Below are 13283 nucleotides of genomic sequence, written 5' to 3'. Positions count from 1 at the left end.
ACATCGGCAACCTCGGCGGGCAGCGTGAAGACGACATGGAAGTAGCCGACCGGCAGAAGGTCGGCCTCGCGCTCGGCGAGCCACGTGCGTGCCGCGGCGCCTTGGCATCGCGGGCAGTGCCGGTTCCGGCAGGAGTTGTAGGCAACCCGCCAGTGCCCGCAGTCGGTGCAGGCTTCGACGTGACCGCCCATGACCGCGGTGCGGCAGGTCTCTATCGCCGACATGACCTTGAGTTGGTCGAAGCTCAGGTGTCCGGCGCGGGCGGCCCGGTACGCAGAACCAGCGGTGCGAAAGATGTCGGCGACCTCGACGGAGGCACGCATCCTCGCTCAGCCGCTGGGCGCTCTCGCTTCCATAGCGGTCATCGCCAGCCTGTCGAACGGACTGGTCACGTTGCGCAGCACCCGGGTGGCGACCTGCGTGTAATAGGCGGTGGTCTCCAGCTTGGCGTGCCCTAGCAGCGTCTGAATGATGCGAACGTCGATTCCGTCCTCGAGCAGGTGCGTGGCGAAACAGTGTCGCAGCGTGTGCGGTCCGACCCGCTTGTCGATGCCCGCTGCTTGCCCCGCCTCGACCACCACCCGGTAGATCTGCCGCGTGCTGAGCGGCTTGAGATAGTGCTGACCGGGAAACAGCCACCCGTCGACGTGCAATACGCCCTGGAGCCCTGCCCCTCGCAACTCTTACTGGCCGCCCCATGCGGACGGCATGGATCCGGAAGCTGTCATGAAGTTCAAATCTCACGACTTCCATTGATGGCTAAGCTCGTCCGTCATCAACGCGTTGTCATCGCGCTGTCGGTGCATATCTTGCGCGGCGGTGTCGCGCGCTGCTCGGACGCCCGCGTCGACGTCGTCGAGATCCGGTTGGCGCTGCGCTGCCTGTTGCCGCACTGCCCGGAACGCTGGCCACTCGAGCTCTACTGGGATGCCGCAGCCCAAGAGAACGAGATCGGCAGGGCACAGGGCGTGACCGCAGCGTTCAACGGGATTGTCCGGCAACTGAGGCGCGCTGGCTGTTATGAAGAGGTAACCGAACCGTGAGTATGCGACTACCGCGAGCAGCCATTGCTCGCGTTCCTGAAGGCACGCGGATCGTCCGTGTCGAGCGCATGTCGCGGGCTTTTACCAAATATCATCTGGATGACGGACGCGCGCTGCACCGGTTCAAGATGGAAAAGCCGCATGCGACCCCGCATGACCACCCCTGGAGCTTCGATACCAAGATCCTTGATGGCGGCTATGTCGAAGATCCGCCTACGATAGCTGAGTGCGGACTGATCGATCGAAACTGCTCGGCATCGTCGATGGGGGATGCCGGGTCATCCTATTACATCCCAACAGCGTGCCGATCCGAATGGGTCGACAGGGATCGGTATCCCGGCACCACGCCGCCTGCAAGCAACGCACCGATATCGACGGACAAGCGGGCCGACACCTTCTCGTTTCGAGTCAGCGTCGCCGTTCTGCCATGATCGATTCGGCTGATTAGGCCGGCATCGACGAGTATCGCGAGGTGCACGATGAGGTGGTTCCTCTCCATGCCCAGCGCATCCGCGAGCGCACCGGGCGACATTCCTTCCGTCCCGGACGCCGCTATTAGCGCGTACGCCCTTAACCGGTGGGGTTGGGCCAGAGCCGACAGCGCGTCGATGAGGAAGGGCGCTTCCATGATCTGTCGATACATCGGCGTACCAACCGGCGAATATACAATGAAGGTGATTAGTTCACGAACCATTGAACTAACTGAGCGGTCCCACATATGTCTCTAGTCCGCCACCCGTCGCCGCTCCGGACCGATGCATCAGAGGCGGGAGACGACAATGCTGATCCAAAGGTCCGCAACTTCAACGAACGATACGGCTAATGCGACTATAGATGTCCGAGGATCCACTCGCCCCGGATAGTGCGGATGGGTGTCAACCAGCCCGCCACGACGTACGTGTTCGGCGCGTGTGAGCGGATCCGGGCTGAGATTGCGAGACGGTGATGGCACGATCCACCGCGAGTGTCCGGTAGCAGCACGCTCGGGAACCAGATCGTCAGCGGCGGCATCGACCTCTCCGTCGAGCATGAGCAGGGCTTCGCGGTCTTCGACCACGAGGCCCCCCTTGGCGCCGAGGACAGCCGGAAGTCGCGCTCAATCTGCTGCGGACCGCAACTCGCGCACCATGCGGCGGCTCTTGCCGAGGTCCGCCTACGGCGGTCAGCGAACTCCGGCCACATGCCGAACCATGGAAGTCCATTCGAATTGGAGAAAGTCCCATGATGCACTCGAACTCGACGACAGGTCGGCGACCGGATCTCGTAAGCGGGAGAGGGGCGGCTAAGGCCTTCGCCATGCTCCCGTCCCACCGCGCGTACGGTCTTCCTGACGAGCGACCTTCTCATCCGGACGAGCACTTGATCGTCGATCGCCGGGTCATGGACTGGTCTCTGCCCTGCGGTCGGTGCTGCGTGCTCGATCTGGAGACGGGGCCGGACAGATATGCGCAGTCGCTTGCCGGCCGGTCGAAGGTCGGCGCGGATTCCTGCCTACGGGAGATAAGGGTCGCCACCGTGCTCGGCTTCGACGAGGACGGATCGGGAGTTCCGTCGAATTTCACCATGTCCACTTTCGACATCGAGACGCATGGCGAGTTGGGTATAATTCGGAACGTCGAGAACTTGGTGGCGGCCTGCGCCGACGCCGGGACCCTGATCACCTTCAACGGAGCTGCCTTCGACCTTCCAGTCCTGCGCTCACGGCGCCTCAGGTGGTGGCTCGTTGACGACGACGCTGCGATGCGGTCCGCGGCGGCAGGGCGCCATGTCGACGTCATGCTGGAATTCAGCATGGCCGGACAGGGTCGATGGCCCACTCTCGTCGACGCCTGCGCCAGCGTCGGCATGGCTCTGCATGGACCAACGCGGATCGGACCGTCGTCGTTTCCGTACCCTGTAGAGAAGTGCGAAGTGGACGTCGCAGGAACGGCTGCTCTGTTCCTCTACGCTCTTGCCGGCAATCGGCGGTCGGACGTCGCGCTGCGAGCCGGTCTTCCAGCGTTATCGAGGTACCTCCGTAGCGTGGCCACGGGAAGACCACATCTCACGACCGTTGCGATGAACCGGGCCATGGCCCAAGGAGGCCCCTGGGGCACGGTCCACTGATCCGCAGAAGGTACAGGTTGTCGGGCGGGCGCGACGCGGGCATCGTGGAAGTCATGGACATCGATACGAAAGCGCTGCTCGCTGTGTTGAGCCACATGCATCCGGCATGGGAGCCGCGTGTGCTCGACTCTCGGGTGAAGTACTTCATGCGGCAAGGCTGGCCCTCTCCCGCAGTCACGGCCGGGCGTGGTCTGAAGGTGCGTCTCGGCGTCGACGACGTGATGAGGTTCGTCCTTGTTCATGAACTTTTAGACGCGATGGTGCCTCCCGGGCCGGCTGCGGCCATGATCGACGCTTCCTGGACCGATCTCCGCGCTGCTCTGGCCGGAGTCTGGAGCGAGCGTGGGACGCGCACGGCCGCGCTGCCCATACTGGTGCGCATGAGGAGCGTCGATGCCGACGACGGGGACGGGGGCGGCACTGCGGTGGCCGCCACCGGCGATGACGTCCGGCGCTGGTTGGGCGGTCATGGAGGATCCAGGCGGTTGCTGGTCTTGGATGCGATGCGCCTAATCCGCGGTTTCGGCGCGGCGGTCGTGGATACGATGGCGCCGCAGCTGGCGCGTTCTTTCGTAGCGGCCGTCGATGAGTGGGTAGTGGCATCCTGATCGGCGATCCGAGCTGCCGGGCGACACGCTTCCCACCGCCGTCCATGTGGCGGGCAGTCTCGCGAGCATCTTTGGCAGGGCGTGATTGACACTGTTGATAGCCACGGCTCATTGGTCATCGCAGAGGATGCTGTATGGGCGGTGCGGGATCGGTCGTCGCGTAAGGGTGGCGACGTCCTCCGGACGGCAAGCCGCCCGGCGAACTACCTTGGAGCTCTGCTGATCCGCTGGACGGCACCGCCGAGCCCACATGGGACATGCTCGATCTCTTCCTCGATGCCGACGTTCTGACTGCTTCTGGCGATACCGTCGTCTGCGCCTTCATGTCCGACGGACGAGCGTGACAGCGTGATCTAAAAGCGACTAAAATCGGGCGGGCAGGGTCTAACACAGGCGCAGCAGGGCATTGCCGTTGGTCCGGTTTACCGATGCGGAAACGCAGCGGGGAAGGGGATGGGCGGTGCCCAACCAGGTCAAGTTTACATTGGGTTGATCCCGCCGTCATGACTGTTGTTGACGAACTTTCGCGCGCAGATCTGTACTCGCCGCACCGGCCGGACAGCGCGGTCTGATATCGGCTCGATCCGAGCGAGCGTGGTCCCAGAACAGGGTGGCAAGGCGTTGCCGTTGGTCGCATTTACACACGTGAAAAAGCAGGCGGCCAAGGGACGGACGGTGCCCGACCAACTCCGGTTTACATAGGGTTTTCTGGAGTAACGTCGATCCACTGCAGACTTCGCAGCGGCGGGCTTGCGACAGGTGTAAATATCTTGCGGTGCAGGTCGGGTGCTAGCGAAGGGCGATCGACACCGACTAATATGGTTGAAAAGCATCTATATGAATGCTAGATGTCAATCATGGCTTCTAACGTCGTTCCTGATGCATACCGGCTAGTCAATGTGCCGCATGAGATTCCCCTTCGGATCGTTGACGGGCGGGGGTGCCAGGATCGGATGCTTTCCTGGGCCGTGAGCACGCTTGCCGCACGACATGGTCCTCCGGGCCGAACCATGGCTGCAGGCTTCGTGGCGTTTCTAAACAATTCCGCTCGTGAGCGAGCCGAGCCGGCACGAAGGTTCACGCTCGGCGTGCCGGAGTGCCGGGCGGTGATGGACCAGTTCCTCAAGAGCGTCGGCGCGCGGGTGAAGACCCGCAATGGATCGCAGTGGGTATCGCCCCCTCGAGGACGACATTCGGAGATCGCGCGGATGCTCGGGGCGGTCTGCGCTGTAACCGGTATTCTAGCGACGCAGCTCTTCGAAGGGCGCGACCCGAGCAGAGTCGATCTTGAACATACCCGGCAGCGGAACAACAACGCCAGGCGCCGCACCGACACCGATCGCTGGCTGCGGATGCGAAGCGACCCAGGCATCGCCCCGAGGCTGGAGGACCCGCGGGTCTTCGACCGGCTGATGGAAGGGCTACGGCGCACCGGTGCCGACGAAGCGGTCATCCTGGCCCACGACCTCGCACGCAACGCGGGGAACCGTTTTAGTCAGGGCGCGGCAATCACCATGTACGATCTGCTGGTCGACAGTCCCGAGCCTCGCCAAATCCCCGTGATCAACAAGGGGTCAGACGGCGAGAGGGTGCTGACCCTCGTCGTGCCGCGCGAGCTGTGGGACAAGCTGTTCGTCTATGTCGACGGGGACAGGCGGCTGCGCGGCGGGCTAGGCCTCGCCGAGCTCAGACGCACTGCGGCGGACCGCAGGAACCGGTCGGATCTGAAGACGATGCCGCTCTTCACCCTACGCGGGAACGAAGGCCTTTCCTATGATCGGCTCTATCGTCAGGGAAAGGCGGCGGCCGTCCTGATGGACCTGTACCGCAATGATCGAGAATTTCGCGAGACGGGCGTGAAACGCTTCGTCACCTTCCACCTGCTTCGGCACGAGTACGTCCACTCGAGGATGGATGCGATCGAGCGCATGGACAGGAAGCTGTGGCCGGTGGAGCGCAAAAGGCTTGCCGCCTACATGGGGTGGAGCGACGACGAGGAGATGCTGGCGTGGTATTCCGCCCACCATACCCGCAAGAACGCGCTGGCGTCGGCCGTCGAGTACAGCAAGCGGATCGACGCCTTCGAGGAAGTCCACGAACGGCAGAAGGCATTCGACGGGCTCGAAGCGACGTCGTCTGAAGCATACCGGGTTGGACGTCCCAGATCGTTAGCCGAACGGTTCCCGGGCATATGACAACCGACATGTCCTGGAAGTATCGCCGGGGTCTGCCTCGGGATCACGCCGAACGGCGGCTGATGCCCGTGCGCGTTGTGCTCTCCGACGCTGCGATCGAGCGGATACATTCCGCCGTCGCGATGGCGGGCGGCGATGAGGACGGATGTCTGCCCATAAGCGGATCGTGCGTCGAGACGTGGCGCAAGGTCGAAAGACTGCTGGCGACGCTAACGGGCGAGGAGGGTCTGCGACTTCACCGCGAGATCAAGGCGATCCTGTGTTGCGGGGACCTGCCCCCGTCCGACGAGGCGCTGCAGGCGGCGTTCGAACTCGAGGGTCGGGTGCCTGAGTCCAGGCGCCTGATCGCGCTTCTCGGCAACTCGGCCGCGAAGTGCGGTCGACGGCTACGTGTGCTGGTGGGCGTTGGACGCAAGTCACAGGACCGGCCGCAACCGGCTTGCATCTCGGACCTAATGGCGCTTCTGCCACCGGAGCTCGAGAAGCTTTACAAAGCCGAGGCAGGCCGCGATCGGCCAATGCCTCTTCCCGAACTCTCGGGTCAGCTTTGCGGACGCGTGATGAGGCTCGAAGGCATCCCGGCCCGCACGGCGGGCGCGATGGCGGTGCTGTCTGCCTGGACTAAGGGACTCGGCTATCCATCGATCACTGCGTACCTTGCGCTGATCGAGCGGTTCGATGCGATGACGGAAGGATGCGACCAGGCCGACGCGACCGCTGTCGCCCGGGCTTTCGCCGGCTACGCCGCCGGAAAGGTGCTGCCGATCGAACTGGCTCATGCACGCCGGATCACCACCATGCGGCTCGGCCCCCTCCTCCTGAAGCTTGCCCGGGAGGCCGGGAAAGATGCCGCTCATCTGCTACCCGCTTGGAATGAGCAATCTTCCGGCGGGCTCGGTAGGATCGCCAGGAAGAAGAAGCGGAAAGTCGCCGCGTCGCGCGTGAGGAACAGGAAGCGGAACGGAGCAAAACTCGCCTCGCGCTACGCGGACATCCTGCGTGTCGCCGAGGATCGGTCCGCGTTCTGCGTGGCTCTGTACGACGGGTGGTTGGAGGCGATCCGAACGGCGGGATCACCGGACGTCTGCACGGACGTCGCCTTCGAGATCTGGGGGCCGGTCCTGGACTGGGACGGGTCTCATCGTGGATACGAACAGGTCGACCGCTTCCGCTTGGTGTCGGAGGCCGTCCTGATATCCGAGGCGCGTGCGACGCGGCCGGCATGCTCAGCGCTTGCGGAGTATGCCGCCTTGTTCGAGAGATACCCGTACCGGGCGCGACGGCTTCACCTCGTCCATGTGGCGTCGGTGGCGTCGGGACCCGCTGCGGAGGCGCGCACGCCGTGGATCGTCGAGCTGCTGCGCATGGGGTTTCTGGATACGGGAAAGGACCTCCCGGACGGGTTGGCCTCCGAGCGCCGCAAAACGGTGAAGGCTTACGGAATGCCGGCCGCGCCCCCGGGCATTACAGGCGTCATGACGATGCCGCGCGCGCAACTGATGTTCACCAGGTTGCTCAGGCGGACGCTCGGGGTGGACGCGCCGATCGTCATCTGCGTCGAGGAGATCCTTCACGGCATCGAACTCGGCAGACTGCTGCTGCGGTTGTCAGTGCGCTGGGGCGCCAGAATCAACGAGGCGAGACAGCTGCGGCAGGGCTGCATCAAGTTCGAATCCGTTCACGGGACCGAGCAGGCGTTTGCCTTGCTGATGCCCAAGAACGCGACCGGTCCGCAACCCTATAGGGCTGACGAGCGCACGCTGGACCTCATGATGACGGTGCGCCACCTGATGGTCGAACGGTTCGGCTCTGAAGAAAGCGAACCGGACGGCGAGCCGCTGCTGCGCATGTGGCCCTTCGGCGACATCACTCGTCCGACGATCGGCGAGGGCAGGTACTACTTCGCGAACGCGACAGGACCGATAAGGCCCGAGGGTCTCCGTTATCTGATGGCCGTACTGCTCGCCGGGGTCGTTCGGATGAGGGTCCACGACGGCCGCTACGTGATGGCCACGCTCATGCAGCTTCTCGGCGGCGATCTCGATGAGATCGGCGCCGCACTGCATCACGAAGCCGAATCGCAAGTGACGTCGGACTACGCCTGTGCCGGGCTCGTCAACTCCGACGTGGCGGCGGCGGTGTTCGAGGCACTGAATGACGACCATGGAGGGCGGAAACAATCATGAGCACGGAACCGAAGGCGGAGGATGCCGGAGTGCGCGCCCGTGATGCGCGCGGGCGCTTCAAGGGTAGGAAGGGAAGGCGTGGCCGCCCCTCCCGCTCACGATGCGTCGGCAGCGGTCGCGGCAGCTCGTCCAGCAAGACGCACCTGGAACTCGCGCGGGCTCTCGCCGATCTCGATCGCCAGCGCCGACGTCTTCTGGGCGAACTCGGCCTTCCGGTTGATCCGCTCCCGGAGGTCGGACACGCACGGTTGGAGGGGCTGCGACGTCTGCAGACGGAAAGCGTCGCTCGACGCCGCCTCGCCATGGATCACGTGCTTCATGAATTAGCCGAGCGCCGCCTCGTTCCGACCGCGGCTGCGGTAGCGGAGGCGCTGCGTCTGGCTCTGGGTCTAGAGCGCTTCGCCGTGTCGCAGCTCTATCGCCCGCCGCTCGACACGATGTGGCGGGAACTCGTGGCTGCGTCCGCCGGGCCGCCGTCGAACCGTTCGTCGACCGACAAGGTCGTGAGCGCATCGTCGGACTGGCTTGGTAGATGTGCCAACGACGCCGACCCCGCCGTGGCCCGACACCTGAGGCTGCCGATGAAGGAGCTTCATCGACGGTCGAACGGAAGGCGCCGTGAGATATCCAGTCTATCTGCCAGGATTGCGGAGCGTCTGCTGTCCGAAAATGTCGATTGGCCTACCCTTGGCGGAGTCTGATCCTCCGCGGATCGAGGTCTCCGTCATAGGGGGCGATTCGATCGATGGAACGGCTTTGAGGTCCGCGAACCTTCTTGGCCGAAAGGAGTTCGCGAATCGTTCGTCCTCCGGGACGTTCGCCGTGCCGCTGGCCGAGAAGCACAGGCTCGAAGGGCCGAGGATCGGATCGACCCGAGGCAGGGCTCGGTCAGACTCCGCGTCGCATGACCCCAATGCGGCGAAGGCAACCTCCAACCGGTACAAGAAAGGAACAGATCGGGACATCTCAGTGAACGAACGGGGATCCAACCGAAGAAACAGCGTGAGCTTGGTCGGGAACATGGAGGGCGTCGTTGCTGATGCGTCATCGGCGGCGTCGAGCGGCCTATGGGATGCCAACCCGCCGCCATTCGGGGTCACGTTCAAAATAACGTCGTCGGTTGTGATCAGGCTTGCAGCATCCGAGGACACTCGCGACTTAGATCGGCAGCTCGATCAGTACTACACCCGGCAGGATGTAGCCTGCCGATATTACGGTGTCTTGAAACGGTACGCTGATCTCTCCACGTATTTCATGGTCGAGCCAAGCGCTGGAACGGGATCGTTCTACAGACTAATGCCTGTCGGAAGTTTTGGTTTCGATGTCGACCCAAAATGGTGGGGCATTATAAAGGCTGACTTCCTCACGGTCGAAATCACCCGCGATCGGCCAGTCGCGATCCTTGGCAACCCACCGTTCGGCAAGATATCCAGTACTGCGGTGCGCTTCTTCAACCACGCCGCCCGCCAGTCGGCCCTGATCGCGTTCATCCTCCCGAGGACGTTCCGAAAAGCGTCCATCCAGAACCGTCTCGACCGAGACTTCCACCTGGTGCACGACGAGGATGTACCAGCCGACGCCTTCCTGTTCCGGGGCAAGCCATTTGACGTACCGGCCGTGTTCCAGATTTGGAAGCGCAAGCCACAGCTCCGCGCACTACGACTTGTCGAGACGCAACACACCGACTTCGAATTCTGCACCAAAGATGACGCCGATTTCGTGATCCAGCGCGTCGGCGCGCAAGCCGGTCGAATACATTTCGACTTCGAGGCAAGCCCAGCATCCCACTACTTTATCCAAGGTCCTGTGTTACATATTATGCTCCAGCTCCCTTTCGCCAGCGTCGCAGGCAACGTTGCAGGCAACCCGAGCTTAGCGAAGTCCGAGATAGTCGCTCTGTACCGCGAGTTCACTGGGCGGTGAGTAGGCGCACTGATGCGCAATTCTGCATCTTTGCACAGCCTGGCGGTCAAATGTGATTGGCCGAATGCAAAGAGACTTTTGAGTTGAGAAGACTCGTGAATGGGAGAATCGCGTTTGCTGAGGAGGTTTCGAAGCGCGTTTTGGTTTCACGGTTGCGCGTTGAGCTATATTTATTGACGGTGCGGTTGCCAACGGCGTGAAACATCGTCTGGCTTGAACGCATCATCCGGGAGTGTATCTGGTCATCGAATGGCAGAGCACTTGATGCTTTAGAAACTGCTGCGAAGAGGGAACGTTGCGGAAGTCGCCACGCTGCCGACCGCGATCGTTCCAGGGTCCTATTCGTCAGCAGCGCAGTCCTTGGCGACGTCGCCGAGCGCGGCGATGTATTCGCCGACCTGGGATATCCTCTCCCGGTCGACGGAGTAGACCACTGCGCGGCCGGTCTTTCTCGCGACGACGACCTTGGCCCTGCTGAGCACCGCCAGATGCGAACTCATGAGATGGCGCGGAATGCCCACCGCATCCGCTAGATCGCCGGAGGCCATCCCCGAACTGCCTGCACGGGCGAGGATCACGAGGACCTTGAGCCTGGTGATTTGCGCGATCGCGCTGAGGATAGGTAGAGCATCGTTCTCGAGCATGCTTTGAACATATGTTGCGGTCGAGTCGCTGGCAACGAATAATTGTCCGAGAAATGCATCAAAGAATAATGCATCAAAAAATATTGAATAATGGAAGGGTCTCACTATGTAAGTGGCGATCCGGACCAGCTGCCCGCCGGATGAGGATTGCGGATCCCGGGCGGCGGGAGAGCAGAAATGCAGATGAACATCGTCGCCCAGACCCAGCCGTCGCTCGATGAGGATGCCGCCGGCCGTTACGAGGATCCCCTTGATCAGGACACCTTCGACGACGCGGTGATCGTCACGACGCGGCGCGGCCTGGTGCGACTGGCTCTGGTCGCCAGCGAGACGGCATCGCGCTTCGCGCGGGAGCAGGTCGCGATCGATCCCATGGTCTGGATGCTGACCCCCCGTCGGATCTTCGGCGGTCGGGCGGCGATCGACGGATGTCTCGCGCGTGAGGAGTGTCTGCGGGCGGTGGTTCTGCACGGGCTCGCGATGGAAATGGATGCCGATCCTGCGGTCATAGACGCGTTGGCCGACGATGACGAGGATGCGGACGACATCGAAACGGGCGACGACGACGGCCAGTACGGGAACGTCGCGTCCCTCGCCGAATGCGGACTGCGCGGTCCCCGCCTCTGGACTTCGTTCCTCGTCGCGCAGAACGAGACCGGGTCCGTGCAGGCGTTCGATGCGCTGATCGCCGTCGACCGGCGCGAGGCCGAGGAGCGACTCCGGGCACGGCACGGGGCGAGGCTCGCTGACGACATGCGCATCGTCGAGGGCTTCGATCCGAACCTGCCGTTGGCGGAGGCCCTGATCTCTCCCGCGCTCGCCGACATGCTGGCGCAGGTCGCGGCGGATCCGGCATCGCCGCTCGCGGAAGGTCTCTCCGTGTCCGTGATGCAGCGGTTCGCCACGTGAGCAGCCTCTCGGTCATGGGATCGGCCGGTGCGGAGGACATGGCGTCGCTGGTCGATCGGCACGACGACTACCGCGTTCTGCGTCGCATGAAGCCGCTGGCCAGATTCTCGGGATCATCGGGAAGGACCGCCGGGATCCTCGCGGGCTGTGCGTTGGACGTGGAGACCACCGGTCTCGATCCTCGCGAGGACTCCGTCATCGAACTCGCGATGCAACGGTTCCGTGCCGATGGTGCGGGAAGGATCGTCGACGTCGGGCCGTCGTTCCGCTGGCTCGAGGACCCCGCCGTGCCGATCCCCGCGGACGTCACGGCGCTGACGGGTATCTGCGACGCCGCCGTCGCGGGTAAGCGGATCTGCGATGCCGAGGCCATCTGTCTGATCCTCGACGCGGACTTCGTCATCGCGCACAACGCGGGCTTCGATCGCCCCTTCGTGGAGGTACGGCTGCCCGGTGCCGCCGGACGTCCGTGGATCTGCAGCATGCGCGATGTGGACTGGCGGGCACGTGGTTTCGACGGAAGGGCTCTGCCCCATCTCCTGTCGCAGATGGGCTGGTTCTACGAGGCCCACCGCGCGGATGCCGACGTGACGGCGCTCCTCCACCTGATCGACCACCGTCCTCCTGGGAGCAGCAGGACGATGCTTGCGGAGGCAGTCGCCACAGCTGCCCGACCCGGTTGGATGATCGAGGCCGTCGGGGCTCCGTTCAAGGCCAAGGACCGGCTGAAGTCGCGGGGGTACCGCTGGGATGCAGCGAGGCGCCACTGGTGGAAGGAGGTTCCTCACGGTGGCTTCGATGCCGAACTCGAGTGGTGCGTTGTCGAGATCTACGGCGGTCTGGCGAAGCCCCGGATCAGGCAGATCGATTGGACGGAGCGCTACTCGCTCAGATGAGACCGGATCTTCCGCAAGCGATATGGAGAGCAGCATGTCCAAGGCGATCGACGAGGACGGACGGCGTGAGCTTCCGATCTACGGGGTTGAACTGCGTGAACGAAAGCGCGGTGCCGAGGTCGCGATCGTCAGCATCCCTCGCAGCGGCGCGGACGCCGGCCTGCAGACCGACGTCTGGAGCGCTTCCTTCGGCAACGTGGAAGCGGCGCGGATGATCGTCCAGGTCATGATGTCCCGTCCCAAGCGGTGGGGCTCATGGGTCCGCATGGCTAGAATCCTCGGAAGGGAGTTCCTGACGGGTGTTATCGAAGCTGAAGTGATCGGGGCCTCTCGGCTGTTGGCCGAGGACGAGGCGGAGCAGCGTGCCGACGACGATCGCCATCACGACGGAGGTGCCAAGACCGTTCACCTGTCGCTGGTGTTGGAAGGGAATCCGCGCATAGTCGCAGTCCGAGAAGGACGTGCGTTCATGGTGCTGACGCTGGAGACGATGGTCGAGGCGCGTAGGGTCTGGGACTGGGTGAGGTGGCAGGCGAACGCCTTCCATGAATGGTTCATGCTGTCGCAGCTGAGCGGCGCAACCATGCTCGAAGTGATGATCCTCAATTCCATGCGTATCGACGAAGCGGCGGTGAAGGATGCTGGTCTGGCTGCAGAAGGGCCCCGACCGCTCCGCTACTGGCGACCTGCTGGTCGTGGCGGGTCTCGGAAATAGCGGCCCGATACCGAAACGGTGCGGGATCGAAGTGAGGTCGGATACACGCGGTGAGCGG

General features: G+C 63.5%; 15 protein-coding genes and 1 pseudogene. 11 read left to right on the top strand and 5 right to left on the bottom strand.

All coding sequences use genetic code 11. The features are described 5' to 3' along the window. Both C8J46_RS18625 and C8J46_RS18620 read right to left on the bottom strand, forming a co-directional pair. The coding region (locus tag C8J46_RS18625; RefSeq protein ID WP_207894226.1) for a transposase zinc-binding domain-containing protein at positions 1–323 on the bottom strand (323 nt) is incomplete at its 3' end. A 6-nt stretch (positions 324–329) separates the two neighbouring features. Continuing rightward, positions 330–662 (bottom strand): annotated as a pseudogene (locus C8J46_RS18620) (tyrosine-type recombinase/integrase); the annotation flags it as partial. Positions 663–755: 93 nt separating this feature from the next. Here C8J46_RS18620 and C8J46_RS18615 point away from each other — a divergent pair. Further along, on the top strand, positions 756–1043 hold the full coding sequence (locus C8J46_RS18615; RefSeq protein WP_056056312.1) for a hypothetical protein: 288 nt from the start codon (positions 756–758) through the stop codon (positions 1041–1043). A gap of 286 nt (positions 1044–1329) precedes the next feature. Here the strand turns inward: C8J46_RS18615 and C8J46_RS18610 are convergent, their stop codons facing one another. Further along, positions 1330–1686 carry a helix-turn-helix domain-containing protein gene (locus C8J46_RS18610; RefSeq protein ID WP_165886654.1) on the bottom strand — a complete coding sequence of 119 codons (357 nt, stop codon included), beginning with the start codon at positions 1684–1686 and terminating at the stop codon, positions 1330–1332. Between the two features lie 321 nt (positions 1687–2007). On the opposite strand from C8J46_RS18610, the gene C8J46_RS21000 reads away from it, so the two are divergent. From C8J46_RS21000 to C8J46_RS18590, 5 genes are all read left to right on the top strand, one after another. After that, complete coding sequence (locus C8J46_RS21000; RefSeq protein ID WP_165886653.1) at positions 2008–2268, top strand: hypothetical protein; 261 nt, start codon at positions 2008–2010, stop codon at positions 2266–2268. Continuing rightward, positions 2265–3149: a hypothetical protein gene (locus C8J46_RS18605; protein WP_132742191.1), complete on the top strand. Its 885-nt coding sequence runs from the start codon at positions 2265–2267 to the stop codon at positions 3147–3149. Before C8J46_RS21000 ends, C8J46_RS18605 begins: the two co-directional genes overlap by 4 nt. Positions 3150–3202: 53 nt before the next feature. Beyond that, positions 3203–3757 (top strand): hypothetical protein, encoded by a 555-nt coding sequence (locus tag C8J46_RS18600; protein WP_132742190.1) that lies wholly within the window; start codon positions 3203–3205, stop codon positions 3755–3757. Between the two features lie 1010 nt (positions 3758–4767). Next, positions 4768–5952 (top strand): hypothetical protein, encoded by a 1185-nt coding sequence (locus tag C8J46_RS18595; protein WP_132742189.1) that lies wholly within the window; start codon positions 4768–4770, stop codon positions 5950–5952. Positions 5953–5960: 8 nt separating this feature from the next. Continuing rightward, positions 5961–8138 (top strand): hypothetical protein, encoded by a 2178-nt coding sequence (locus C8J46_RS18590; protein WP_132742188.1) that lies wholly within the window; start codon positions 5961–5963, stop codon positions 8136–8138. A 95-nt stretch (positions 8139–8233) separates the two neighbouring features. Here the strand turns inward: C8J46_RS18590 and C8J46_RS18585 are convergent, their stop codons facing one another. Further along, positions 8234–8458 (bottom strand): hypothetical protein, encoded by a 225-nt coding sequence (locus C8J46_RS18585; protein WP_132742187.1) that lies wholly within the window; start codon positions 8456–8458, stop codon positions 8234–8236. Here C8J46_RS18585 and C8J46_RS18580 point away from each other — a divergent pair. Next, positions 8441–8839 (top strand): hypothetical protein, encoded by a 399-nt coding sequence (locus C8J46_RS18580; RefSeq protein WP_132742186.1) that lies wholly within the window; start codon positions 8441–8443, stop codon positions 8837–8839. The two genes, C8J46_RS18585 and C8J46_RS18580, sit on opposite strands and share 18 nt — an antisense overlap. Beyond that, positions 8826–10061, top strand: a complete 1236-nt coding sequence (locus tag C8J46_RS21325; RefSeq protein WP_243643505.1) for a hypothetical protein — start codon at positions 8826–8828, stop codon at positions 10059–10061. Before C8J46_RS18580 ends, C8J46_RS21325 begins: the two co-directional genes overlap by 14 nt. A 338-nt stretch (positions 10062–10399) precedes the next feature. Here the strand turns inward: C8J46_RS21325 and C8J46_RS18570 are convergent, their stop codons facing one another. Then, on the bottom strand, positions 10400–10705 hold the full coding sequence (locus tag C8J46_RS18570; protein ID WP_132742185.1) for a metalloregulator ArsR/SmtB family transcription factor: 306 nt from the start codon (positions 10703–10705) through the stop codon (positions 10400–10402). Positions 10706–10888: 183 nt separating this feature from the next. On the opposite strand from C8J46_RS18570, the gene C8J46_RS18565 reads away from it, so the two are divergent. Genes C8J46_RS18565 through C8J46_RS18555 form a run of 3 tightly spaced genes read left to right on the top strand, consistent with a single transcriptional unit; the run spans position 10889 to position 13225 of the window. Then, the gene (locus tag C8J46_RS18565; RefSeq protein ID WP_165886652.1) at positions 10889–11614 is read left to right on the top strand and encodes a hypothetical protein; all 726 of its coding nucleotides are present in this window, start codon (positions 10889–10891) and stop codon (positions 11612–11614) included. A gap of 14 nt (positions 11615–11628) precedes the next feature. Next, positions 11629–12510 carry a 3'-5' exonuclease gene (locus C8J46_RS18560; protein WP_132742202.1) on the top strand — a complete coding sequence of 294 codons (882 nt, stop codon included), beginning with the start codon at positions 11629–11631 and terminating at the stop codon, positions 12508–12510. Between the two features lie 34 nt (positions 12511–12544). Next, positions 12545–13225 carry a hypothetical protein gene (locus C8J46_RS18555; RefSeq protein ID WP_132742183.1) on the top strand — a complete coding sequence of 227 codons (681 nt, stop codon included), beginning with the start codon at positions 12545–12547 and terminating at the stop codon, positions 13223–13225. Positions 13226–13283: the final 58 nt, after the last annotated feature.

It is taken from the genome of Sphingomonas sp. PP-F2F-A104-K0414 (genome assembly GCF_004340945.1).
In the GTDB taxonomy this organism is placed as follows: Bacteria; Pseudomonadota; Alphaproteobacteria; order Sphingomonadales; family Sphingomonadaceae; genus Sphingomonas.
The sequence above is the reverse complement of the archived record's forward strand: the minus strand, read 5'-3'. Positions and strand labels throughout refer to the sequence as shown.

Coding starts and splice junctions, on each gene's coding strand:
- C8J46_RS18560 (WP_132742202.1), top strand. CDS start 11,629: ATGGGATCGGCCGGTGCGGAGGACATGGCGTCGCTGGTCGATCGGCAC.
- C8J46_RS18590 (WP_132742188.1), top strand. CDS start 5,961: ATGTCCTGGAAGTATCGCCGGGGTCTGCCTCGGGATCACGCCGAACGG.
- C8J46_RS18615 (WP_056056312.1), top strand. CDS start 756: ATGGCTAAGCTCGTCCGTCATCAACGCGTTGTCATCGCGCTGTCGGTG.
- C8J46_RS18570 (WP_132742185.1), bottom strand. CDS start 10,705: ATGCTCGAGAACGATGCTCTACCTATCCTCAGCGCGATCGCGCAAATC.
- C8J46_RS18600 (WP_132742190.1), top strand. CDS start 3,203: ATGGACATCGATACGAAAGCGCTGCTCGCTGTGTTGAGCCACATGCAT.
- C8J46_RS18580 (WP_132742186.1), top strand. CDS start 8,441: ATGGATCACGTGCTTCATGAATTAGCCGAGCGCCGCCTCGTTCCGACC.
- C8J46_RS18605 (WP_132742191.1), top strand. CDS start 2,265: ATGATGCACTCGAACTCGACGACAGGTCGGCGACCGGATCTCGTAAGC.
- C8J46_RS18585 (WP_132742187.1), bottom strand. CDS start 8,458: ATGAAGCACGTGATCCATGGCGAGGCGGCGTCGAGCGACGCTTTCCGT.
- C8J46_RS18595 (WP_132742189.1), top strand. CDS start 4,768: ATGGCTGCAGGCTTCGTGGCGTTTCTAAACAATTCCGCTCGTGAGCGA.
- C8J46_RS18555 (WP_132742183.1), top strand. CDS start 12,545: ATGTCCAAGGCGATCGACGAGGACGGACGGCGTGAGCTTCCGATCTAC.
- C8J46_RS18565 (WP_165886652.1), top strand. CDS start 10,889: ATGAACATCGTCGCCCAGACCCAGCCGTCGCTCGATGAGGATGCCGCC.
- C8J46_RS18610 (WP_165886654.1), bottom strand. CDS start 1,686: ATGTATCGACAGATCATGGAAGCGCCCTTCCTCATCGACGCGCTGTCG.